The following is an 18570-nucleotide window of genomic DNA, read 5'->3' on the forward strand; positions in this document are numbered from 1 at the left end:
ACAGCGGTTCGCGCAGCGTAACTTGACTTCCGCCACCCGTCAGGACCCCCTCGAACACCGGTGCGTCGGTTGGCTAGAGTGCGCCCCCATGACTGACGACGTGCGCACCATCGTCCTCGGCCTGGTCGCGGCGGGCATCTGCGTCGCGCTGGGCTGGGTCGCCCGTACCCAACTGTGGCGGCGCAGGCTCCGCCGCAAGCAGACCTTCTTCGGACTGCCCGCCAACTCCGAGTCGCTGCTGGTGGTGAACCGGGACGCGGGCGGTCCCGAGCTGACGGTGAAGCGGCACGACGTCTTCGCCCTCCTCGAACTCTCCGCCGTCGTCAAGGACTGCGGCGCCCACGCCCAGATCGTCGCCCACGACACGGCCCAGCAGGGCTTCGGCGAGCGCACCGAGTTCTGTGTCGGAGGGCCCGGGTCCAACCGGCGGATGGCGGCCCACATGGTGAGCCTGCTGCCCGGGATCCGGGTCAACACCGACCCCGAGCCGGGCCCGGACCGCGGCGCCTTCCAGATCGGCACCGAGCGCCACCGCCTGGAGCCCGGCAGAGCCGAGTACGTGGTCCTGGCCCGGCTCACCGCCGGGGACGCGGGAGACGCGGGGCAGGCGAGACCGGTGTTCCTCTGCTGCGGGCAGCTGCCCATCACCCATCAGGCCGCGACCCGCTATCTGGCCCGGCACCACGAGCGGCTGGCGCGCAAGTACGGCGGCGGGTCGTTCGTGCTGCTGCTGAAGGTCGTGAACTCGGGCGCCTACGGCCCGGACGTCGTCGAGCTGGTGGCGGATGTCACGAAGGCGGCGCAGACTCCGCTGCCCGCACCGGCGACGCCGCCGCGCAGCACGCACCGCGCGAACAAATAAGCACACACCTCCACGGACCAAGGGAGCGGTGCCCCCGTCGCGTACGAATGCGACAGGGGCCCGCTCGGCCTCGGCAAGCAGGCCCGCTCCCGTCCGGCGCAGCTGACCTTCTCCCCGTACGCGCGGGGAGTGATCTCCGGCTGTCGCTGGGCGGAAACCGCCGATGCTCTGGCTACTGCCGGCCCGGCAGCAGCGTCCCTGGTTCGGCCGGCGCGACATCGGCGGCCTCGGTCTTGGGACTGCGCCGCTGCCGCCGGGCCACCCACTGGGCGAACCACGACAACAGCATGCACATCCCGATGTAGATCGGAGAGATCACCATCACCACAGGGATGAAGGGCAAATCGTAGTCGAGGTTCGACGCGATCAGCTTCCCGGCGTGGAGGAACTCCTCATAGGTGATCAGATAGCCGAGCGAGGTGTCCTTCAGCGCGACCACCAGCTGGCTGATGATGGCGGGCAGCATGGCCCGCACGGCCTGCGGTACGAGCACGTAGGCCATGACCTGCGTCTTGCGCATGCCGAGGGCGTACGCGGCCTCGCGCTGGCCCCGCTCCACGGAGTTGATGCCGGAGCGGAAGACCTCGGCGAGAACGGAGCCGTTGTAGAGGGTCAGGCCCGCGACCAGGGCGGGCAGCGGCTCGACCTTCAGGGCCACGTAGATGAAGAAGATCATCACCAGGACCGGCATGGCGCGGAAGAACTCCACGCACAGCGTGGCCAGCCAGCGCACCGGCTTGTGGTCGGAGAGCCGTCCGACGGCGAGCACGGTGCCGAGCGCGAGGGAGAGCACGGCCGAGATGGCGAACGCCTTCAGCGTGTTCCCGAGGCCGCGCAGCAGCAGCTCCTGGATGCCCTTGTACTCGAAGGGCGTCCACTTGGTGGCCGTGAACTGGTCGGTGTCGAAGAGCAGGTACAGCAGCCAGGCGACGAGCCCGAGCACGATGAGGGTGGAGATGAGCCCGTAGATCTTGTGGCGGCGCTCGGTGTTCGGCCCGGGGATGTCGTAGAGGGCGGTGGCGGAGTGGTCGAGTGCTTTCATCGGGCGACTCCCCAGCGCTTTTCCAGGACGTTGAAGAGCGCGCTGATGGCGAGGGTGATGATGAGGTAGCCGAGCGCGATCCAGACGAACGTCCAGATGATGTTGTAGCCGAGTTCGCTGAGCGTCTTGTACGTGCCGAGCAGTTCGACGACGCTGAACGCGCCGGCGATGGCCGAGTTCTTGGCGAGCGCGATCAGCGTGGAGCCGACCGGCGGGATCACCGACCGGAAGGCCTGCGGCAGGATCACGGTGGTCAGCGTCTGCCCGAAGGTCATGCCGAGGCTGCGGGCCGCCTCGCCCTGGCCGCGGGGCACGGTGTTGATGCCGGAGCGCAGCGCCTCGCAGATGAACGCGGAGGTGTAGCAGCCCAGCGCGAGCACCGCGAACAGCTGGAAGGGCAGGACCAGGCCGAAGCGCGGCAGGCCGAGCAGCACCGCGAAGAACAGCAGGGTCAGCGGGGTGTTGCGCAGGACGGTGACCCAGGCGGTGCCGAAGGCGCGGAAGGAGCCGACGGGCGCGACGCGGAACGACGCCATCACGAAGCCGAGCACCAGCGCGAGGACCGAGGCGTAGACGGTGAGCTCGACGGTACCGAGGAAGCCCTTCCAGTACGTCGAGAAGTTGTCGGTCAGGACATTCATGGGACGCCTCCTCAGTTCGCCGGGTAGCGGTCGATGGCCGGCGGCTTCGGCGCGGCCTCACCGGACAGGCCGAGCGTGGCCTCGAAGGCCTTCTTCCAGTCGCCGTTCTTCTCGCGGGCCTCAAGGGCGTCGTCCATGGCGAACCGGAGCGCGGTGTCGCTCTTGGGCAGGCCGATGCCGTACGGCTCCTCGGAGAACGGCTTGCCGGCGATCTTCATCTCGTCCGGCGCCTTGGCGGCGAAGCCGAGCAGGATCGCGTCGTCGGTGGTGACCGCGTCGACCTGATAGGTCAGCAGGTTGTCGACGCAGATGGAGTACGTGTCGTACGCGACGAGGTCGGCCTTCGGGTAGTCGGCCTGGATGCGCTGGTACGGGGTCGAACCGGCGGCCGAGCAGACGCGCTTGCCGGCGAGGTCCTTGGGCCCGTCGATGTCGTCCTCGTCGGTGCGGACGAGGAGGGACTGGCCGGCCATGTAGTAGGGCCCGGCGAAGCCGACGAGCTTCTTGCGGTTGTCGTTGATGGTGTAGGTGCCGACGTAGTAGTCGATCTGCCCGTTCTGCAGGGCGGTCTCGCGGTTGGCGGAGGCGATCGTCTTGAACCGGATCCGCTTCGGGTCGAGGCCCAGCGAGGCCGACATCATCTTGGCGATCTCGATGTCGAAACCGGAGTAGACGCCGTTGGCGGGGTTCTTCTCGCCGAGGTAGGGCTGGTCCTCCTTGGCGCCGACCACGAAGTAGCCGCGGCTCTTCGCCTTCTTCCACGTCTTCGAGTCGGGCAGCGAGAACCCCTGGGCGATGCCGTACTTGGGGAGTTCGTCGGCCGACGGGCCCTTGGTGGGCGGGCTGCCGTCCTTGCCGCAGGCGGTGGCGGCCGAGGCCGTCACCAGGAGCGCGGCGAGCAGCCGGAGCGACTTGGGAAACATGTGGTGCTGCACTCCCCCGTCAGTGCTTGAGGATCTTGGAGAGGAAGTCGCGGGCGCGCTCGCTCTCCGGGTGGGTGAAGAAGTCCTCGGGGGCGCGGTCCTCGACGATCCTGCCGTCGGCCATGAAGACGACGCGGTCGGCGGCGGTGCGCGCGAAGCCCATCTCGTGGGTGACCACGACCATCGTCATGCCCTCGCGGGCGAGCTGCTGCATGACCTCCAGGACCTCGTTGATCATCTCGGGGTCGAGGGCCGAGGTCGGCTCGTCGAAGAGCAGGGCCTTGGGGTCCATGGCGAGGGCGCGGGCGATGGCCACGCGCTGCTGCTGGCCGCCGGAGAGCTGCGCGGGGAACTTGTCGGCGTGCGCGGCGAGCCCGACCCGGTCGAGGAGTTCACGGGAGCGCTGGTCGGCCTCGTCCTTCTTCCGCTTCCTGACCTTGACCTGGGCCAGCGACACGTTCTGGAGGACCGTCTTGTGCGCGAAGAGGTTGAACGACTGGAAGACCATGCCCACTTCGGCCCTGAGCTGCGCAAGCGCCTTGCCCTCGGCGGGCAGCGGCCGGCCGTCGAGTCTGATGGTGCCCGATTCGATGGTCTCCAGCCGGTTGATCGTCCGGCAGAGCGTCGACTTGCCCGACCCCGAAGGGCCGATGACCACGACCACCTCCCCCTTGCCGACGGTGAGCTCGATGTCCTGGAGGACATGCAGCTCTCCGTAGTACTTGTTCACGTCACGCAGCTCGATCAACGGATCGACGGCCATGGCAGTCCCTGCCCACTCATCGCTGTGTCGGTCCGCGCAAACTACCCACGCCGTTTTGGGACTTAATGGACGACACGCTCGTATGGGCATTAACCGTATTTGCTGCTCAGCGGTACGGTCAGGACTCGGCGGCCTCCGCGTAGAACTGCGACAGCTCGGGCGCGCCGCTCTCGGCCCACTCGTGTCCCGCCTCGACCACGTCGATCTCCCGGCCGGACGTCAGACGCACCACGGGCTGCCCGTTGGGCCAGATCACCCAGGCCGCACCGGCCACATGGCGGACCATGATCGTGCCCAGGTAGAGGCCCGCGTCATTGCCGAGCCAGTGCAGTACGTCCTCGTCCTCCCGCCAGCGCGGCACGAGTTGGTCGAGGGCGGCCAACGAGGCGACGGAGTCGTCGAGTTCCACCCCGGCGACCTCCGCCTGGGCGCGCAACAGCTCGCACTCGGACAGCAGTTCGGCGACTCCTTCGGCGCCGGAGTTGTCCTCGACGCCCGGACCGGACACGACGATGGGGGTGCTCCCGTGCTTCTTGCGCCACTGGTCCACGAAAGGGATCTTCATACCGACCAGCGTCGCATTCGGCGCCGTCGGCGCACCACAGGCGCGCGGGCCAAGGTGACCGGCCGTTCGCGGGGTGTTCACAGCCACTTCGGCCGCACCTCATTGACGCGTTCCTGACGCATCCTTACGTTCATGGCGCACCAGTCACGGCACGCACACCGACGGAAGGGAGCCGGCCGTGCGCCGACGCACCTGGGGAACAGCCGTCCTGCTGGCCGTCTGCGCGGGTCTCACCCCCGTCACGACGGCGCAGGCCGCACCGCACGGACCCGAGCCGCTCCCGCTGGAGCGGCTTTTCGACAATCGGGCGGTGAGCGACGACGCCGCGCCCAGCGAGGCGGACTTCGACGGTGCGGGCGGTTCACTGTCCGCGCGGGATCTCGACGCGGCGGGCTGGACTCCCGGCCGGGGACTGGGAGTTGACGGCGCGCGTCTGACCTGGCCACGCTCGGTAGGGAAAGCTTTCGACAACGTCGTCGCGGACGGGCAGCGGGTGCGGGTGACCGGGCGCGGTGACGCGCTGGCCTTCCTGGTCGCGGGGACCGGTGGGGACGCGTCGGGTGCGGGTGCCGTGCGGTACGCGGACGGTTCGCGGTCCTCGTACACGCTGACCGCGCCGGACTGGCGGACGGGCCCGCTCGCGACGAAGGCCGTCGCGCTGGCGCACCGGAACACCCCGGACGGCCAACTGGCCGAAAAGACACGGCTGTTCGTGGTGAGCGTGCCGCTGCGGGCCGGGCGGTCCGTCGCGTCCGTGGAGCTGCCGCGGGCCGGAGGGGCCGCGCTTCATGTGTTCGCCCTGTCCGTGCGCGCGGAGCCACGGGGGTGGACGGGGACCTGGTCGGCGTCGCCCGCCGGGTACACGGTGGTGGGCCCGTGGGCCGACCGCACGGTACGGCTCGTGGTGCACACCAGCGCGGGCGGGCCGCGGATGCGGATCCGCCTGGAGAACACCTTCGCGTCGACGCCCGTACGGATCGGGAGCGCGTCGGTGGCGGTGCAGGGAGCCGGTGCCGAGGCGAGCGGCGCGCCGGTGCCGCTGCGGTTCCGGGGCGCGTCCGGCACCCGACTCCCCGCCGGCGCGCAGGTGTTCAGCGATCCGGTCGACTTCGACGTACCGGCCGCGACGAACCTCCTGGTGAGTTTCCATCTGCCGGAGCCGGTGGCCTCGGCTCCTGTGCACAGCCAGGCCATCCAGACCGGTTACGTCAGCGGGCCCGGGGACCACGCGGCGGAGGCGGCCGGGGCGGCCTACACGTCCACGGTCACGTACTGGCCGCTGCTCACGGGGGTCGACGTGGGCGGCGGCCCGGGGTCGGTGGTGCTGCTCGGCGACTCCATCACCGACGGTGTGAAGTCGACGCAGGACGCCAACCACCGGTGGCCCGACGTGCTGGCCACGCGGCTGCTCGGACAGTCGAAGGTGCCGCGCTACGGGGTGCTGAACCAGGGGATCTCGGCGAACAAGGTCGTCACCGACCGGTACCCCGGTGACGGGATCTCCACGGACACCGGCGGGGTGAGCGCCCTGCACCGGCTGGACCGGGACGTGCTGGCCCAGACGTCGGCCCGTACCGTCGTGGTCTTCCAGGGGATCAACGACGTGCGCTGGGGCGCGACGGCGGAGCAGGTCGGGGCCGGGCTCCGGGAGATCGTGCGGCGGGCGCACGCGCGCGGGCTGAAGGTGCTCGGGGCGACGATCACGCCGTGCGAGGGCGAGGCGCTGTGCCCGGCCGCCGTCGACGCCGAGCGGGTCGCCGTGAACACGTATCTGCGCGGGCCGGACTCGCCCTTCGACGGGCTGGCCGACTTCGACGCCGTGGTGCGCGATCCGGCGCATCCCGCCCGGATGCTGCCCGCCTACGACAGCGGGGACCATCTGCATCCGGGCGACGCGGGCCTGAAGGCCCTGGCCGACTCGGTCGACCTGCGGATGCTGGTGCCGTAGCGCGCCTACGGGGCGGCGGGGGCCGGCTTCTGGGCCACCAGGGTGCCCTGCCGCCCCTGCGTCGCGCGCTCCATGGCGTCGGGCTCGCGCACCAGGCGGGCCTGCACGGCGAGTCCGGCGGCTTCGAGGTGCCCCTCGACCTCCTCGGGTGAGCGCCAGTAGACGTCGAGCGAGAGGTCGTGGCCGTAGGCGTGGTCGAGGTGGCGGATCAGGTCGCCGATCTTGTAGCCGACCAGGACATGGCCGCCGGGGGCGAGGACGCGGTGGAACTCCGCGAAGATCTCCGGCAGCACCTCCGGCGGCGTGTGCACCGTCGAGTACCAGGAGACGATGCCGCTCAGCGAGCCGTCGGGGAGGTCGAGGTCCGTCATCGAGCCCTCCTCGAAGCGCAGATCGGGGTGGGCGCGGCGGGCCTCGGCGATCATCTTCGGCGAGAGGTCGACGCCGAACGCGGTCAGTCCGAGGTCCCGCAGATGGGCCGTCGCGTGGCCCGGCCCGCAGCCGAGGTCGGCCACCGGGCCCAGGTCACCGCGGGGCCGCACGAGCTCGGCGAAGGCGCCGAACATCGCGACCCCGTACGGATCACGGCCGAACAGCGGGGGGATGATCTCGGCGTAGGCGCCCGCGGCGGTGTCGTAGGCGAGCTGGGTCGACTGCAAGTAGGTCGTCTGGAGGGTCGTCCGGTCGGTCGTCATGGTCGGCGACGCTAACGCCGACCACTGACAACGCCCGCCGCCCACCGACCCGATCAGGTCAGACGTCGAGGTCCACCACGACCGGCGCGTGGTCGGAGGCGCCCTTGCCCTTGCGCTCCTCGCGGTCGACGTACGCGTCCGAGACGGCCTTCGCGAACGGCTCGTTGCCGTAGACCAGGTCGATGCGCATGCCGCGGTTCTTCGGGAAGCCCAGGGCGCGGTAGTCCCAGTACGTGAAGGGGCGGTCGTACTTGAGCGGGCGCGGCACGACGTCGGTGAGGCCCGTCTCGCGCAGCGAGGCGAGGGCGGCGCGCTCGGGCTCGGTGACATGGGTGAGGCCGTCGAAGGCGGCGAGGTCCCAGACGTCCTCGTCGGTCGGTGCCACGTTGTAGTCGCCCAGGACGGCGAAGGGGCGGCTGCCCGCGGCGTCGCCCGCGACGGCCGCCTTCAGCGCCTCGAACCACTGGAGCTTGTACGCGTAGTGCGCGTGGTCGATCTCCCGGCCGTTCGGCACGTACACCGACCAGACGCGGACCGGGCCGCAGGTCGCGGAGACGGCGCGGGGCTCCTCGGCGCCGTCGTAGCCCGGGTCGCCGGGCAGGCCCTTGACCACGTCGTCGAGGCCGACGCGGGAGAGCAGCGCCACGCCGTTCCACCGGCCTGTCGCGTTCACCGCCGACTCGTAGCCCAGCTCGCGCAGCGCGTCCGCGGGGAACTGCTCCTCCGAGCATTTGGTCTCCTGGATGCACAGCACGTCCGTGCCGCTGCTCTCCAGCCAGGCCAGCAGGCGCGGGAGGCGCGCGGTGATCGAGTTCACGTTCCAGGTAGCGATGCGCATGTCCCACAACCTACCGGGCGGGTACGACAACGGGCCCGCACGGCCGCGCGCGACCGTCCGGCACAGGTCCGATATAGACAGGTAATCTTGCAAGTTTTCCTGTTAGACAGTTAGCCTGCCGAACATGAGTGACAGCACCCCCACCCCTCTCTCCCTCGACGAGCGCCCCGCCCTCGTCCTCATCGACCTCCAGCAGGGCATCCTCGGCCTGCCGACCGTGCACCCCTCCGGTGACGTCCTGAAGAACGCCGTCCGGCTCGCCGACGCCTTCCGCGCCAAGGACCTGCCGGTCGTGCGGGTGAAGGTCGGCTGGTCGCAGGACGGCGGGGACCTCCCGGTCAGCCGGGCCGTGACGCCGGGTCCGGCGCAGGCGCCGCCGGCCGCGTTCTCCGAGTTCCCCGACGAGCTCGGGCCGCTCGGCGACGACATCGTGATCACCAAGCGGCACTGGGGCGCCTTCACCGGCACCGAGCTGGACCTCCAGCTGCGCCGGCGCGGGGTCACGCAGATCGTGCTCTGCGGCATCTCCACGTCGATCGGCGTCGAGTCGACCGCCCGCTCCGCGTTCGAGCTGAGCTACCACCTGCTGGTCGTGGACGACGCGACGACCGACACGGACGCCGATTCCCACGCGCACAGCTTCGGGAAGATCTTCCCGCGCATCGCCGAGCTGGGCTCGACCGACGACGTGCTCGCGCTCCTCGGCAAGTGATGCAGTAACTGACAGCGGCTCACACCTGCGCCGAGTCGCCCGGCGTCAGGCGCAGGTGTTCCGTGCCGCCCAGCGCGCCGATCTGGTTGTCGTAGATCGGGCGCGCGAGGTCGGTGAGCAGCGCGTCATGAATGTCGTACGCGCGCGTGGGCTTGACCTCGCGGACGTACTCGATGACCTCGGCGATCTTGTTCCAGGGCGCCATGACGGGCAGCATCAGCGTCTCGACCTGCTGGTCGGGGACGGTGAGGGCGTCGCCGGGGTGGAAGACGGTGCCGCCGTCGATCAGATAGCCGACGTTCGTGATCCGCGGGATGTCCGGGTGGATGACCGCGTGCAGTTCGCCGTGGACCTGGACGTCGAATCCGGCGGCCGTGAACGTGTCGCCGTGGCCGACCGTGTGGACGCGGCCCGGGAAGGCCGCCGAAATCTTCTCCGCGACCGACTTCAGGGTCCAGATCTCCGCGGCGGGATCGGCCTCCAGGCCCGCGCGCAGCCGCTCCTCGTTGAAGTGGTCCGGGTGCTCGTGCGTCACCAGGATCGCCTCGGCACCGATCGCCGCGTCCTCCTCCGTGAAGGTGCCGGGGTCGATGACGAGGGTGCGGCCGTCCTTCTCCAGACGGACACAGGCGTGGGTCTTCTTCGTGAGCTTCATGGTTCCATCCTGCTCCCGGCCCACCGGTGCCGGGCAACCGGACACCGGTGCTCCTGGTACCCGCCTGCCGGTCACTCCTGCGGGGTGGTCTCTTCCCTGATGACCTGCTGGGCGACCTTGAAGGCGGAGTTCGCGGCCGGAACGCCGCAGTAGACCGCCGCCTGGAGCAGGATCTCCTTGATCTCGGCGGCCGTGAGGCCGTTGCGGAGGGCGGCGCGGGTGTGGAAGGCCAGCTCGTCGAGGTGACCGCCCGCGACCAGGGCCGTGAGCGTCACCGACGAGCGCATCCGGCGGTCGAGGCCGGGCCGGCTCCAGATCTCGCCCCACGCGTAGCGCGTGATGAACTCCTGGAAGTCGCCGGAGAACTCGTCCGCGGAGGCCAGCGCCCGGTCGACGTGGGCGTCGCCGAGAACCTCGCGGCGCACTTTGAGCCCCACCTCATGCGGATCGGGGCGGACGGCGGCCTCGGGCTGCCGGATCGCCGCGGTGATCTCGGCGACCGGGGCGACCGGCGGGGGCGACGGCGCGAGGACCGGCTTGGCCGGGGCGGCCTGGATGGCGTGCTGGCCGGTGTCGAAGCCGGGCAGCCATGCGGAGGTGAAGTGCCGCACGAGGAGATCGGTCACCGCGGCCGGCTGCTCGACGGGGGCCAGGTGGGAGGCGCCGGGGACGACGGCGAGCCGCGCGTCCGGTATGCCGGCGACCAGCGTACGGGCCTCGGCGGGCCCGGTGACCTGGTCGTCCGAGCCGACGAGCACCAGCGTCGGAACGCCGACCGCCCCCAGTTCCGTACGGATGTCGAAGGCGGCCAGGGCCTCGCAGCAGGCGATGTAGCAACCCGGGTCGGTGGTGCGGACCATCTGCACGGCCCAGTCGGTGATGGCGGGCTGCGCGGCGGCGAACCCGGCCGTGAACCAGCGCTCCGGCGAGGTGCGGGCGATGGGGTCGAGGCCGTTGCTGCGCACGATGACGCCGCGCTGGCGGAACTCGTCGGCGGTGCCGAAGCGGGGCGAGGCGGCTATCAGCCCGAGCGACGCGACGCGCTCGGGGTGGCGCAGCGCCAGCTCCGCGCCGATCGCGCCGCCCAGCGAGCAGCCCGCGTACCCGAACCGCTGCACGCCCACCTCGTCGAGCGTGGCCAGCACCCGCTCGGCCAGCTCGCCGACGGAACCGGCCGGACGGGCGGGGGCGCCGCCGTGTCCCGGCAGGTCGAACCGGAACACCCTCCAGTGCTTGACCAGCTCCGGGATCTGCCGGTCCCACATGTGCCACGTCGTGCCCAGTGAGGGACCCAAGATGAGGACGGGCGCGTCCTCCGGCCCGTCGAAGCGGTATTGCAGGGTGTTCTTCGGCGTCTCACTCACGCCGAAGACGTTCTCACATCACACAAATTCGCACGTGCCTGGGTCGGGTCCCCACGCAAGCCGTCCCACGTTGTGAGGACTTCGCGAAGATCCTTTACTTGTGGTCCGGCCGGCCCTCGTGCTGCCGGGCGAGGAGGTGGGTGCGGCCGAACACGCCGGCCGCGGCGCGGGCCGTCGGGGTGCCGGTGTCGAGGTCCGCACCGGCCTCCAGCAGCGCGGTGACCACCTCGTCCGCGCCCTTGAACAGGGCGCCGGAGAGGGGGGTCTGGCCGCGGACGTTGGTCAGGTCCGGGTCGGCGCCGCGCGCCAGCAGGGCCCGGACGGTGTCGGCGTTGCCGTGGTAGGCGGCCAGCATCACGAGGGTGTTGCCGGCCGGGTCCTTCGCGTCCGCCGGCAGGCCGTGCGCCAGGAACTCGACGAGCTGTTCGGTGTCCCCCGCGCGTGCGAGGTCCATGGCGAGGTCGACGACGCGCGCCGTCTGCTCCGGTGTCAGTGCGGCGCTGTTCATCGGTCTCCGCTCATCCGTGTCAGCTCGTCGGTCCGGGCGCGGGCGGTTCAGAGCCGGCCGGCGGCCAGCGCCTCGATCGCCGCGCGCACGCCTTCGCCGTAGGCGGGGTCGGCCTGGGTGCAGTTGCCGATGTGCCGCTCGACGGTCTGCGGGGACGCGCCGTCGATCGCGCGGGCCGTGTTCGCGAAGAGCGCCTGCTGCTGCTCCGGGGTCATCAGGCGGAACAGATTTCCGGGCTGCTCGAAGTAGTTGTCGTCGTCCGCCCGGAAGTCGAACCGGTCGGCGACCGCACCCACGGCCTGCTGCGGCTCGCGGTAGGCGGGCTGCTCCTGCCAGCGGCCGTACGCGTTCGGCTCGATGCTCGGCGTGGCGCCCTGGTTGCCGTCGACGCGCAACTGGCCGTCGCGGTGGAAGGAGTTGGCCGGGTTCTTCGGGGCGTTGACCGGGATCTGGTGGTGGTTCACGCCGAGGCGGTAGCGCTGGGCGTCACCGTAGGAGAACAGCCGGCCCTGGAGCATCTTGTCCGGGGAGAACCCGATGCCGGGCACCACATTGGCCGGGTTGAACGCGGCCTGCTCGACGTCGGCGAAGTAGTTGTCGGGGTTGCGGTTCAGTTCCCACTCGCCGACCTCGATCAGCGGATAGTCCTTCTTCGACCAGACCTTGGTCAGGTCGAAGGGGTGGAAACGGTAGTGCTCCGCGTCCGCCTCCGGCATGACCTGGATGAACAGCTTCCACTTCGGGAAGTCACCACCCTCGATCGCGTCGAACAGGTCCCGCTGGTGCGACTCACGGTCCTTGCCGACCAGCGCCTCCGCCTCGGCGTCGGTGAGGTTCTCGATGCCCTGCTGGGTGCGGTGGTGGAACTTCACCCAGAACCGCTCGCCCTCGGCGTTGACCAGGCTGTAGGTGTGCGACCCGAACCCGTGCATGTGCCGGTACGAGGCCGGGATACCGCGATCCGACATCACGATGGTGACCTGGTGCAACGCCTCGGGCAGGTTCGTCCAGAAGTCCCAGTTGTTCTCCGCGTCACGCAGGTTCGTACGCGGATCACGCTTCACCGCGTGATTGAGATCCGGGAACTTCAGCGCGTCGCGGAAGAAGAACACCGGGGTGTTGTTGCCGACCAGATCCCAGACGCCCTCGTCCGTGTAGAACTTCAGGGCGAAACCGCGGATGTCCCGCTCGGCATCGGCCGCTCCCCGCTCCCCCGCGACCGTCGAGAACCGCGCGAACATCTCCGTCTTCTTGCCGACCTCGGAGAAGACCTTCGCGGACGTGTACCGCGTGATGTCCTGCGTGATGGTGAGCGTGCCGAAGGCGCCCGAGCCCTTGGCGTGCATCCGGCGCTCCGGGATCACCTCACGGTCGAAGTGCGCGAGCTTCTCCAGGAACCACACGTCCTGGAGGAGCATCGGACCGCGCGCACCGGCGGTCAGGGAGTTCTGGTTGTCGGGCACCGGTGCGCCCGCGACCGTGGTCAGCGGCTTCTGATTGTTCTCGGGCAAGGCTCGCTCCTGGGGGTGTCGACGCGGGCGTCCGCGTGGGCACCTGCATGGATGACCTTCGGTCGCGTTTTCGAAACCGGCGCCGCACCCGGTCGGCGGGACCGGCCGGCGGGACCGGTTCGGCCTTGTCCGGCGCGACACCGCGACCGGCCCGATCGATCATGAACGCATGCATGAGGGTGAGAAGAGCGGTGTCCTGCTGTGCAACGCCCTGCTGATCGACGGCCTCGGCGGGGCCCCTGAGCCGGACGGGGCGCTGCTCCTGGACGGCGGGAAGGTGGCGTGGGCGGGCAGCCTGGCCGCGGCGCCGACCGAGGTGCGCGACGCGCGGCGGGTCGACCTGGGCGGGCGGACTGTGTGCCCGGGGTTCATCGACACCCATGTGCACTTCGCCCTGCCGGGGCGCGCCGGGAGTCCGCTGAGCGGAGTGAACGAGCTGCCCAGCTACCGGGTGCTGAAGGTCCTCGACCGGTTGCGGGTGACGCTGGAGAACGGGGTCACCACGGCGCGGGACCTGATGGGGCTCGACGCGGGGTTCCGGCGGGCCCTGGAGGAGCGCAGGATCGTCGGCCCGCGGCTGCGGGTGGCGGTGTCGATGCTCAGCCAGCGCGCGGGGCACGCGGACTTCACGCTCGCCAGTGGGGTGGACGGGTACGCGGCGGCGGTCGCCATGCCGCTCAGCCCGAGCGGTCTGGTGAACTCGGTCGACGAGGTCAGGCTGCGGGTGCGCGAGCTGGTGGCGGCCGGTGCGGACTGCGTCAAGGTGGCCAGCAGCGGCGGTGTCACCTCGCCGCACGATCAGCCGGACTGGCTGGGGATGCGCCCGGAGATGCTGCGGGCGGTGCGCGAGGAGGCGGACGCGTACGGCGGTCTTCCGGTCGCCGCGCACGCCATCGGGCGGCCCGGGATCGAGGCGGCGGTCCGCTCGGGCGTGACGAGCGTCGAGCACGGTTACGCCCTCGACGACGAGCTGCGCGCGGAGATGGTGGAGCGCGGCCAGTTCCTGGTCCCCACCCTGCTGGAGACGCTGACCGACGTGGACTCACCGGGCGTGCCGCCTGCCGTGCGGGCGAAGTCCGAGCACTGGCACCGCGTGGCGCAGGAGTCCGTGGCCGCGAGCGCGGCGGCCGGGGTGCGCATCGCGCTGGGCACGGACAGCGGGCTGACGGCGAGCCACGGCAACAACCTCAAGGAGCTGGGGCTGCTGGTCCGGTTCGCCGGTATGACGCCGTTGCAGGCGATCAGCGCGGGCACGGCGGAGGCCGCGCGGCTGTGCGGGGTCGACGGCATCACCGGCACGCTGGAGGCCGGTAAGGCCGCCGACCTGGTCGTCATCGGCACGAACCCGCTGTCCGACATCGACTCGCTGGGAGACCCGCGTTCGATCCACGCCGTCCTCAAGGAGGGCCGGATCGCGATCGACCGTGCGGGCGTCCTCTCGGGAAGCGGACTGCCCGGCCTCCAGGACACCGCCTCGTGAGGAGCTACTCCTTGAGGAGCTACCCCTTGAGGGACTTCTTGAGGGGCTACTTCTTGAGGAACTCCAGCAGGTCCTTGTTGAACTTCTCCTTGTCGCCCGGGACGAGCGCGATGCCGTGCGAGCCGCCCTCGTAGACCTTGAGCGTCGCGTCCTTGATGATCTCGGCGGACTTGCGGCCGGTGGCGTCGATCGGGACGACCTGGTCGTCGTCGCCGTGCACCACGAGGGTGGGCACGTCGAACTTCTTGAGGTCGTCGGTGAAGTCGGTGGCCGCGAAGGCGTCCACGCACGCGACACCGCCCTGGATGGTCTCCTGCATCGCCATGTACCAGAAGGCGTCCTTGTTGCCCTGGGTGACCTTGTTGCCCTCGCGGTTGGCGCTGAAGAAGCCGACCGCGGTGTCCTTCCAGAACTGGGACCGCTCGTTGATGATCCCGGCCTTGATGTCGTCGAACACGCTCTGCGGGACGCCCTCGGGGTTGTCCGGGCCGTGGAGCATCAGCGGCGGGATCGCCGACAGCAGCACGGCGGAGCGGATCCGGGAGGTGCCGTGGCGGCCGATGTAGCGGGACAGCTCGCCGCCGCCCATCGAGTGCGCGACGAGCGTGACGTCGTTCAGGTCGAGACCGGTGATGAGGTCGTTGAGGTCGTCGGCGAACGTGTCCCAGTCGTAGCCGTCCCACACCGGGGTGGAGCGGCCGTGGCCCCGGCGGTCGTGGGCGATGCCCCGGTAGCCGGCGTCGGCGACCGCCTTCAGCTGGTCCTGCCAGGCGTCGCCGTTGAGCGGCCAGCCGTGGATGAACACCACGGGCCGACCCTGGCCCCAGTCCTTGTAGAAGATGTCCACGCCGTCGCGAGTGGTGCAGATGGGCATGATCGTTCTCCGTCGTTGGAGGAAGGCCGAGCTGCTGCTCGGGCGGGGAGGCGGAAGCGCACGTCCCCGGGGGTCCGGCCGCCGCCGATCCGCGTGCGGCCAACGCACTCCATCCTGAACGACTGCGACGAACTCGCAACGCGAGCCGCGTCGTCGCCGAGTTGCGACGGGCAGGGGCTCCGCGAGGATGAAAAGGGCCGGTCGTACTGTTCAGACAACAGTGGGTGGAGCGCCGCGAAGGGGCGGCTCCACAGGCCTTTGAGAAGGAGCTTCGCATGCCGGGCGAGACGGACAAGGCAGTACTCGCGGGTGGCTGTTTCTGGGGGATGGAGGACCTGATCCGGAAGCTTCCGGGGGTGCTCTCGACGCGCGTCGGCTACACCGGCGGCGACACCCCGAACGCCACGTACCGCAACCACGGCGACCACGCCGAGGCGATCGAGATCGTCTACGACCCGGCGCGGACCACCTACCGGGATCTCCTGGAGTTCTTCTTCCAGATCCACGACCCGAGCACGAGGGACCGCCAGGGCAACGACCTGGGGCGCAGCTACCGCTCGGCGATCTACTACGCCGACGACGCGCAGCGCCGGGTCGCCCTGGACACCATCGCGGACGTGGACGCCAGCGGGCTGTGGCCCGGCAAGGTCGTCACCGAGGTGGAGCCGCTGGGCGACTTCTGGGAGGCCGAGCCGGAGCACCAGGACTACCTGGAGCGCTACCCCGACGGCTACACCTGCCACTTCCCGCGGCCGAACTGGAAGCTGCCCAAGCGGGCCGAGGCGGGGAGCACGTCATGAGCGAGAACGACGCCTTCGCCGACGACGTCTACCAGCCGGACGGCTCCGAGGTGCAGGACGACGAAGGTCTCCTGGACGCGGCGGACACCCTCCTGGAGGGGGTCGAGGACCCGCTGGACGAGGGGTACTCGCCGCCCGAGCGCTTCGAGGGCCACTACGAGAACGGCCTGGAGCCGGAGAGCCTGGACGAACGGCTCGCTGAGGAGGTGCCCGATGTGGCGCCGCCCCCGGGCGACGGGCTCGGCGACTCCAGCGACACCGACGGCGAACTGCTCGACTCCGAGGTCGGTGACGCCCGGTCGGGGCGGCTGGTCGCCGAGGAGATGGATCTGGACGGCGCCACCGAGGAGTCGCTGACGGCGGAGGACGCCGGTATCGACGGGGCCGGGGCCTCCGCCGAGGAGGCCGCCGTGCACATCGTCGACGACGAGAACGGCTGAGCGTCACGGGCCGTCCGCGGATCCGGACGGCCCGGCCGGGTCAGGGCTCGGTGGTCGAGACGACGAAGACCATCGGGTGGTCCGGGTTCGACAGGTTCACCACGATGCTCTGCGTCGGCATCGGGTCCTTCTGGCTGTGGATCAGGCCGTACCAGGGGCCGGGGCCGGTGAAGTCCCACCCGGCGACGTTCCGGTCGCGGGCGCCGATCGTGATGTCGCCCTTCTCCAGGTCGTCGACGGTGAAGCTGTCGTCGACCTCCTTGAGGAACGTGTCGAGGCCGCCCTTGCTGGTGAGGAACTGTGTGTACAGGCGGCTGACCTTGTAGTTGTTCGTCTCGTAGTAGGCGACGTTGCGCGAGTAGTGCGGGATCGGCGTCTCGTAGAGCCGCCGCTGCACCTTCGACGGCCAGCCGATGGTGAGGCCGGTCGCCGAGTACTTCGCCTCCTTGTCCTTGCCGCTGTCGCGGCTCTGGTTCGCGGAGATCACCAGGTATCCGGCGGGGATGCCGATGAGCAGCACGATGATCAGCAGGGTGAGGGCGCGGCGGCGGATCACATGACCGCGCGGCTCCTCCGGCGGGCACGTCTCCTCGTACGGGGACGGAGGCTGGCGGGGCACGGTCATGGCTGGCTTTCCTGTCACTGTTCCACGTTCCAAACGGGCCGCGTGCGCGCGCTCTACTCGTCCCCGGCGCCGGACGCGGCGTCGCGGGCCTGGGCGTAGCGCTCGTACCGTTCGTAGCGCTCGACGCGGCGGCGCTTGGCGCGGCGGAACCGGCGGGCGACCAGGCGGGCCAGGTCCGCGGCGCCGACCATACCGGCCTCGGGGCCGAGCTGGGCGCGCGCGATCCGGGCCTCGGGGCGGTAGCCGCGGCCGGTCAGCTGGCGCTTGAAGGCGTCGCGGGCCGGGGCGATGAGCAGGTCGTCGGCGGCGCTCACGCCGCCGCCGATCACGAAGCACGACGGGTCGAGGGCCGCGGCGAGGTTCGCGATGCCCACGCCGAGCCACTGGCCGATGTCCTGGAGCAGCTCGACGCACATGGCGTCGCCCTCGCGGGCCAGCTCGGTGATGAGGGGCCCGGTGATGTCGGGGATCTGCCCCTTGACCCGCTCGATGATGTTGTACGCGACCGGGGAGTCCGCCGCCGCGAGCTCTCGGGCCTCCCTGACCAGGGCGTTTCCCGAGCTGTACTGCTCCCAGCAGCCGCGGTTGCCGCACGGGCAGCGGTGGCCGCCGGGCACGACCTGCATGTGGCCGAACTCGCCGGCGACGCCGAATTTGCCGCGCTTGACCTGGCCGTCCTCCAGGATCGCGCCGCCGATGCCGGTGCCGAGGGTGATCATGACGAGGTGGTCCTCGCCGCGGCCCGCGCCGAAGCGCCATTCCGCCCAGGCGGCGGTGTTCGCGTCGTTGTCGACCAGCACCGGCACCGCGAGGCGGCCCGCGAGGCGGTCGCGGAGGGGTTCGTTGCGCCAGGACAGGTGCGGGGCGAACAGGACGCGGTTGCGGTCCGCGTCGACCCAGCCCGCCGCGCCGATGCCCACCGCGTGCACGTCGTGCCGGTCGGAGAGGTCCAGGACCAGCTCGCAGATCGTGTCCTCGACGACCTTCGGGCTCTTCGACTTGTCCGGGGTCTCCGTGCGCAGCGTCTCCAGGATGGTGCCGTCCGCGTCGACGACACCGGCCATCACCTTGGTGCCGCCGATGTCGATGCCCACGGTGGGGACGCGGGGGGCGGTCAGGTGCGAGCGGCGTTCCCTGGTGCCGACCGTCCGCAGGACGGTGGCTCGTGCGCTGCCACGGTGTGCGAGGTCGCGGTAGGTGCTCATTGCGGCGATTCTGCCTCACCGCCCGGCTCCGCCGCATGCCGGGTTTGCGGTGTCGCGGCCCACTGCCGACCGACCGCGCAGTTCCCCGCGCCCCTGTCGGGCTTGTCGATCACCCGCGC

At 70.6% G+C, this 18570-nt stretch carries 20 protein-coding genes; 6 read left to right on the forward strand and 14 right to left on the reverse strand.

Features of this window, described 5'->3' with window-relative positions:
* Positions 1-88 precede the first annotated feature (88 nt).
* Entirely contained in the window at positions 89-862 is a 774-nt protein-coding gene (locus K377_RS35825) for a hypothetical protein (protein WP_181512733.1), read from the forward strand.
* A gap of 172 nt (positions 863-1034) precedes the next feature.
* Here K377_RS35825 and K377_RS35830 read toward each other — a convergent pair whose 3' ends face one another.
* From K377_RS35830 to K377_RS35850, 5 genes are all read right to left on the reverse strand, one after another.
* Positions 1035-1904: an amino acid ABC transporter permease gene (locus K377_RS35830; RefSeq protein ID WP_111667802.1), complete on the reverse strand. Its 870-nt coding sequence runs from the start codon at positions 1902-1904 to the stop codon at positions 1035-1037.
* Positions 1901-2545: an amino acid ABC transporter permease gene (locus K377_RS35835; RefSeq protein WP_111667803.1), complete on the reverse strand. Its 645-nt coding sequence runs from the start codon at positions 2543-2545 to the stop codon at positions 1901-1903. Before K377_RS35835 ends, K377_RS35830 begins: the two co-directional genes overlap by 4 nt.
* An 11-nt stretch (positions 2546-2556) precedes the next feature.
* A complete protein-coding gene (locus K377_RS35840; RefSeq protein WP_111667804.1) occupies positions 2557-3468 on the reverse strand; it encodes a glutamate ABC transporter substrate-binding protein in 912 nt (303 codons plus the stop codon).
* 19 nt (positions 3469-3487) lie between these two features.
* A complete protein-coding gene (locus tag K377_RS35845) occupies positions 3488-4231 on the reverse strand; it encodes an amino acid ABC transporter ATP-binding protein (RefSeq protein WP_111667805.1) in 744 nt (247 codons plus the stop codon).
* Between the two features lie 118 nt (positions 4232-4349).
* The gene (locus K377_RS35850) at positions 4350-4796 is read right to left on the reverse strand and encodes a DUF6278 family protein (protein WP_111667806.1); all 447 of its coding nucleotides are present in this window, start codon (positions 4794-4796) and stop codon (positions 4350-4352) included.
* A gap of 178 nt (positions 4797-4974) precedes the next feature.
* On the opposite strand from K377_RS35850, the gene K377_RS35855 reads away from it, so the two are divergent.
* Positions 4975-6744 (forward strand): SGNH/GDSL hydrolase family protein, encoded by a 1770-nt coding sequence (locus K377_RS35855; RefSeq protein WP_181512734.1) that lies wholly within the window; start codon positions 4975-4977, stop codon positions 6742-6744.
* 5 nt (positions 6745-6749) lie between these two features.
* On the opposite strand, the gene K377_RS35860 is transcribed toward K377_RS35855, so the two are convergent.
* Together K377_RS35860 and K377_RS35865 are read right to left on the reverse strand one after the other, a co-directional pair.
* Positions 6750-7439 (reverse strand): class I SAM-dependent methyltransferase, encoded by a 690-nt coding sequence (locus K377_RS35860; RefSeq protein ID WP_111667807.1) that lies wholly within the window; start codon positions 7437-7439, stop codon positions 6750-6752.
* Between the two features lie 58 nt (positions 7440-7497).
* Positions 7498-8277: an exodeoxyribonuclease III gene (locus K377_RS35865; RefSeq protein WP_111667808.1), complete on the reverse strand. Its 780-nt coding sequence runs from the start codon at positions 8275-8277 to the stop codon at positions 7498-7500.
* Positions 8278-8401: 124 nt separating this feature from the next.
* Here K377_RS35865 and K377_RS35870 point away from each other — a divergent pair, with 124 nt between their 5' ends.
* The gene (locus K377_RS35870) at positions 8402-8989 is read left to right on the forward strand and encodes an isochorismatase family protein (protein ID WP_111667809.1); all 588 of its coding nucleotides are present in this window, start codon (positions 8402-8404) and stop codon (positions 8987-8989) included.
* 19 nt (positions 8990-9008) lie between these two features.
* Here the strand turns inward: K377_RS35870 and K377_RS35875 are convergent, their stop codons facing one another.
* The 4 genes from K377_RS35875 to K377_RS35890 all read right to left on the reverse strand — a co-directional run bounded on the left by K377_RS35875 (position 9009) and on the right by K377_RS35890 (position 13027).
* The gene (locus K377_RS35875; protein WP_111667810.1) at positions 9009-9644 is read right to left on the reverse strand and encodes an MBL fold metallo-hydrolase; all 636 of its coding nucleotides are present in this window, start codon (positions 9642-9644) and stop codon (positions 9009-9011) included.
* A gap of 71 nt (positions 9645-9715) precedes the next feature.
* Positions 9716-11008, reverse strand: a complete 1293-nt coding sequence (gene pcaC / locus K377_RS35880) for a 4-carboxymuconolactone decarboxylase (protein ID WP_111667811.1) — start codon at positions 11006-11008, stop codon at positions 9716-9718.
* 94 nt (positions 11009-11102) lie between these two features.
* Positions 11103-11516: an ankyrin repeat domain-containing protein gene (locus tag K377_RS35885; RefSeq protein ID WP_111667812.1), complete on the reverse strand. Its 414-nt coding sequence runs from the start codon at positions 11514-11516 to the stop codon at positions 11103-11105.
* Positions 11517-11563: 47 nt separating this feature from the next.
* Positions 11564-13027 (reverse strand): catalase, encoded by a 1464-nt coding sequence (locus tag K377_RS35890; protein ID WP_111667813.1) that lies wholly within the window; start codon positions 13025-13027, stop codon positions 11564-11566.
* A gap of 169 nt (positions 13028-13196) precedes the next feature.
* On the opposite strand from K377_RS35890, the gene K377_RS35895 reads away from it, so the two are divergent.
* Positions 13197-14507: an amidohydrolase family protein gene (locus K377_RS35895; RefSeq protein WP_111667814.1), complete on the forward strand. Its 1311-nt coding sequence runs from the start codon at positions 13197-13199 to the stop codon at positions 14505-14507.
* A gap of 46 nt (positions 14508-14553) precedes the next feature.
* Here the strand turns inward: K377_RS35895 and K377_RS35900 are convergent, their stop codons facing one another.
* Positions 14554-15381 carry an alpha/beta fold hydrolase gene (locus K377_RS35900; RefSeq protein WP_111667815.1) on the reverse strand — a complete coding sequence of 276 codons (828 nt, stop codon included), beginning with the start codon at positions 15379-15381 and terminating at the stop codon, positions 14554-14556.
* A gap of 275 nt (positions 15382-15656) precedes the next feature.
* On the opposite strand from K377_RS35900, the gene msrA reads away from it, so the two are divergent.
* Both msrA and K377_RS35910 read left to right on the forward strand, forming a co-directional pair.
* The gene (gene msrA, locus K377_RS35905; RefSeq protein ID WP_111667816.1) at positions 15657-16181 is read left to right on the forward strand and encodes a peptide-methionine (S)-S-oxide reductase MsrA; all 525 of its coding nucleotides are present in this window, start codon (positions 15657-15659) and stop codon (positions 16179-16181) included.
* Positions 16178-16621, forward strand: a complete 444-nt coding sequence (locus K377_RS35910) for a DUF5709 domain-containing protein (RefSeq protein WP_111667817.1) — start codon at positions 16178-16180, stop codon at positions 16619-16621. The genes msrA and K377_RS35910 overlap by 4 nt, the downstream gene beginning before the upstream one ends.
* 40 nt (positions 16622-16661) lie before the next feature.
* On the opposite strand, the gene K377_RS35915 is transcribed toward K377_RS35910, so the two are convergent.
* Positions 16662-17246, reverse strand: a complete 585-nt coding sequence (locus tag K377_RS35915) for a sugar kinase (protein ID WP_111667818.1) — start codon at positions 17244-17246, stop codon at positions 16662-16664.
* A gap of 53 nt (positions 17247-17299) precedes the next feature.
* On the reverse strand, positions 17300-18451 hold the full coding sequence (locus tag K377_RS35920) for an ROK family glucokinase (RefSeq protein WP_111667819.1): 1152 nt from the start codon (positions 18449-18451) through the stop codon (positions 17300-17302).
* Positions 18452-18570 lie beyond the last annotated feature (119 nt).

Source organism: Streptomyces sp. PsTaAH-137 (assembly GCF_003259365.1).
In the GTDB taxonomy this organism is placed as follows: Bacteria; Actinomycetota; Actinomycetes; order Streptomycetales; family Streptomycetaceae; genus Streptomyces.

Coding starts and splice junctions, on each gene's coding strand:
- K377_RS35825 (WP_181512733.1), top strand. CDS start 89: ATGACTGACGACGTGCGCACCATCGTCCTCGGCCTGGTCGCGGCGGGC.
- K377_RS35830 (WP_111667802.1), bottom strand. CDS start 1,904: ATGAAAGCACTCGACCACTCCGCCACCGCCCTCTACGACATCCCCGGG.
- K377_RS35835 (WP_111667803.1), bottom strand. CDS start 2,545: ATGAATGTCCTGACCGACAACTTCTCGACGTACTGGAAGGGCTTCCTC.
- K377_RS35840 (WP_111667804.1), bottom strand. CDS start 3,468: ATGTTTCCCAAGTCGCTCCGGCTGCTCGCCGCGCTCCTGGTGACGGCC.
- K377_RS35845 (WP_111667805.1), bottom strand. CDS start 4,231: ATGGCCGTCGATCCGTTGATCGAGCTGCGTGACGTGAACAAGTACTAC.
- K377_RS35850 (WP_111667806.1), bottom strand. CDS start 4,796: ATGAAGATCCCTTTCGTGGACCAGTGGCGCAAGAAGCACGGGAGCACC.
- K377_RS35860 (WP_111667807.1), bottom strand. CDS start 7,439: ATGACGACCGACCGGACGACCCTCCAGACGACCTACTTGCAGTCGACC.
- K377_RS35865 (WP_111667808.1), bottom strand. CDS start 8,277: ATGCGCATCGCTACCTGGAACGTGAACTCGATCACCGCGCGCCTCCCG.
- K377_RS35870 (WP_111667809.1), top strand. CDS start 8,402: ATGAGTGACAGCACCCCCACCCCTCTCTCCCTCGACGAGCGCCCCGCC.
- K377_RS35875 (WP_111667810.1), bottom strand. CDS start 9,644: ATGAAGCTCACGAAGAAGACCCACGCCTGTGTCCGTCTGGAGAAGGAC.
- K377_RS35885 (WP_111667812.1), bottom strand. CDS start 11,516: ATGAACAGCGCCGCACTGACACCGGAGCAGACGGCGCGCGTCGTCGAC.
- K377_RS35895 (WP_111667814.1), top strand. CDS start 13,197: ATGCATGAGGGTGAGAAGAGCGGTGTCCTGCTGTGCAACGCCCTGCTG.
- K377_RS35900 (WP_111667815.1), bottom strand. CDS start 15,381: ATGCCCATCTGCACCACTCGCGACGGCGTGGACATCTTCTACAAGGAC.
- msrA (WP_111667816.1), top strand. CDS start 15,657: ATGCCGGGCGAGACGGACAAGGCAGTACTCGCGGGTGGCTGTTTCTGG.
- K377_RS35910 (WP_111667817.1), top strand. CDS start 16,178: ATGAGCGAGAACGACGCCTTCGCCGACGACGTCTACCAGCCGGACGGC.
- K377_RS35915 (WP_111667818.1), bottom strand. CDS start 17,246: ATGACCGTGCCCCGCCAGCCTCCGTCCCCGTACGAGGAGACGTGCCCG.
- K377_RS35920 (WP_111667819.1), bottom strand. CDS start 18,451: ATGAGCACCTACCGCGACCTCGCACACCGTGGCAGCGCACGAGCCACC.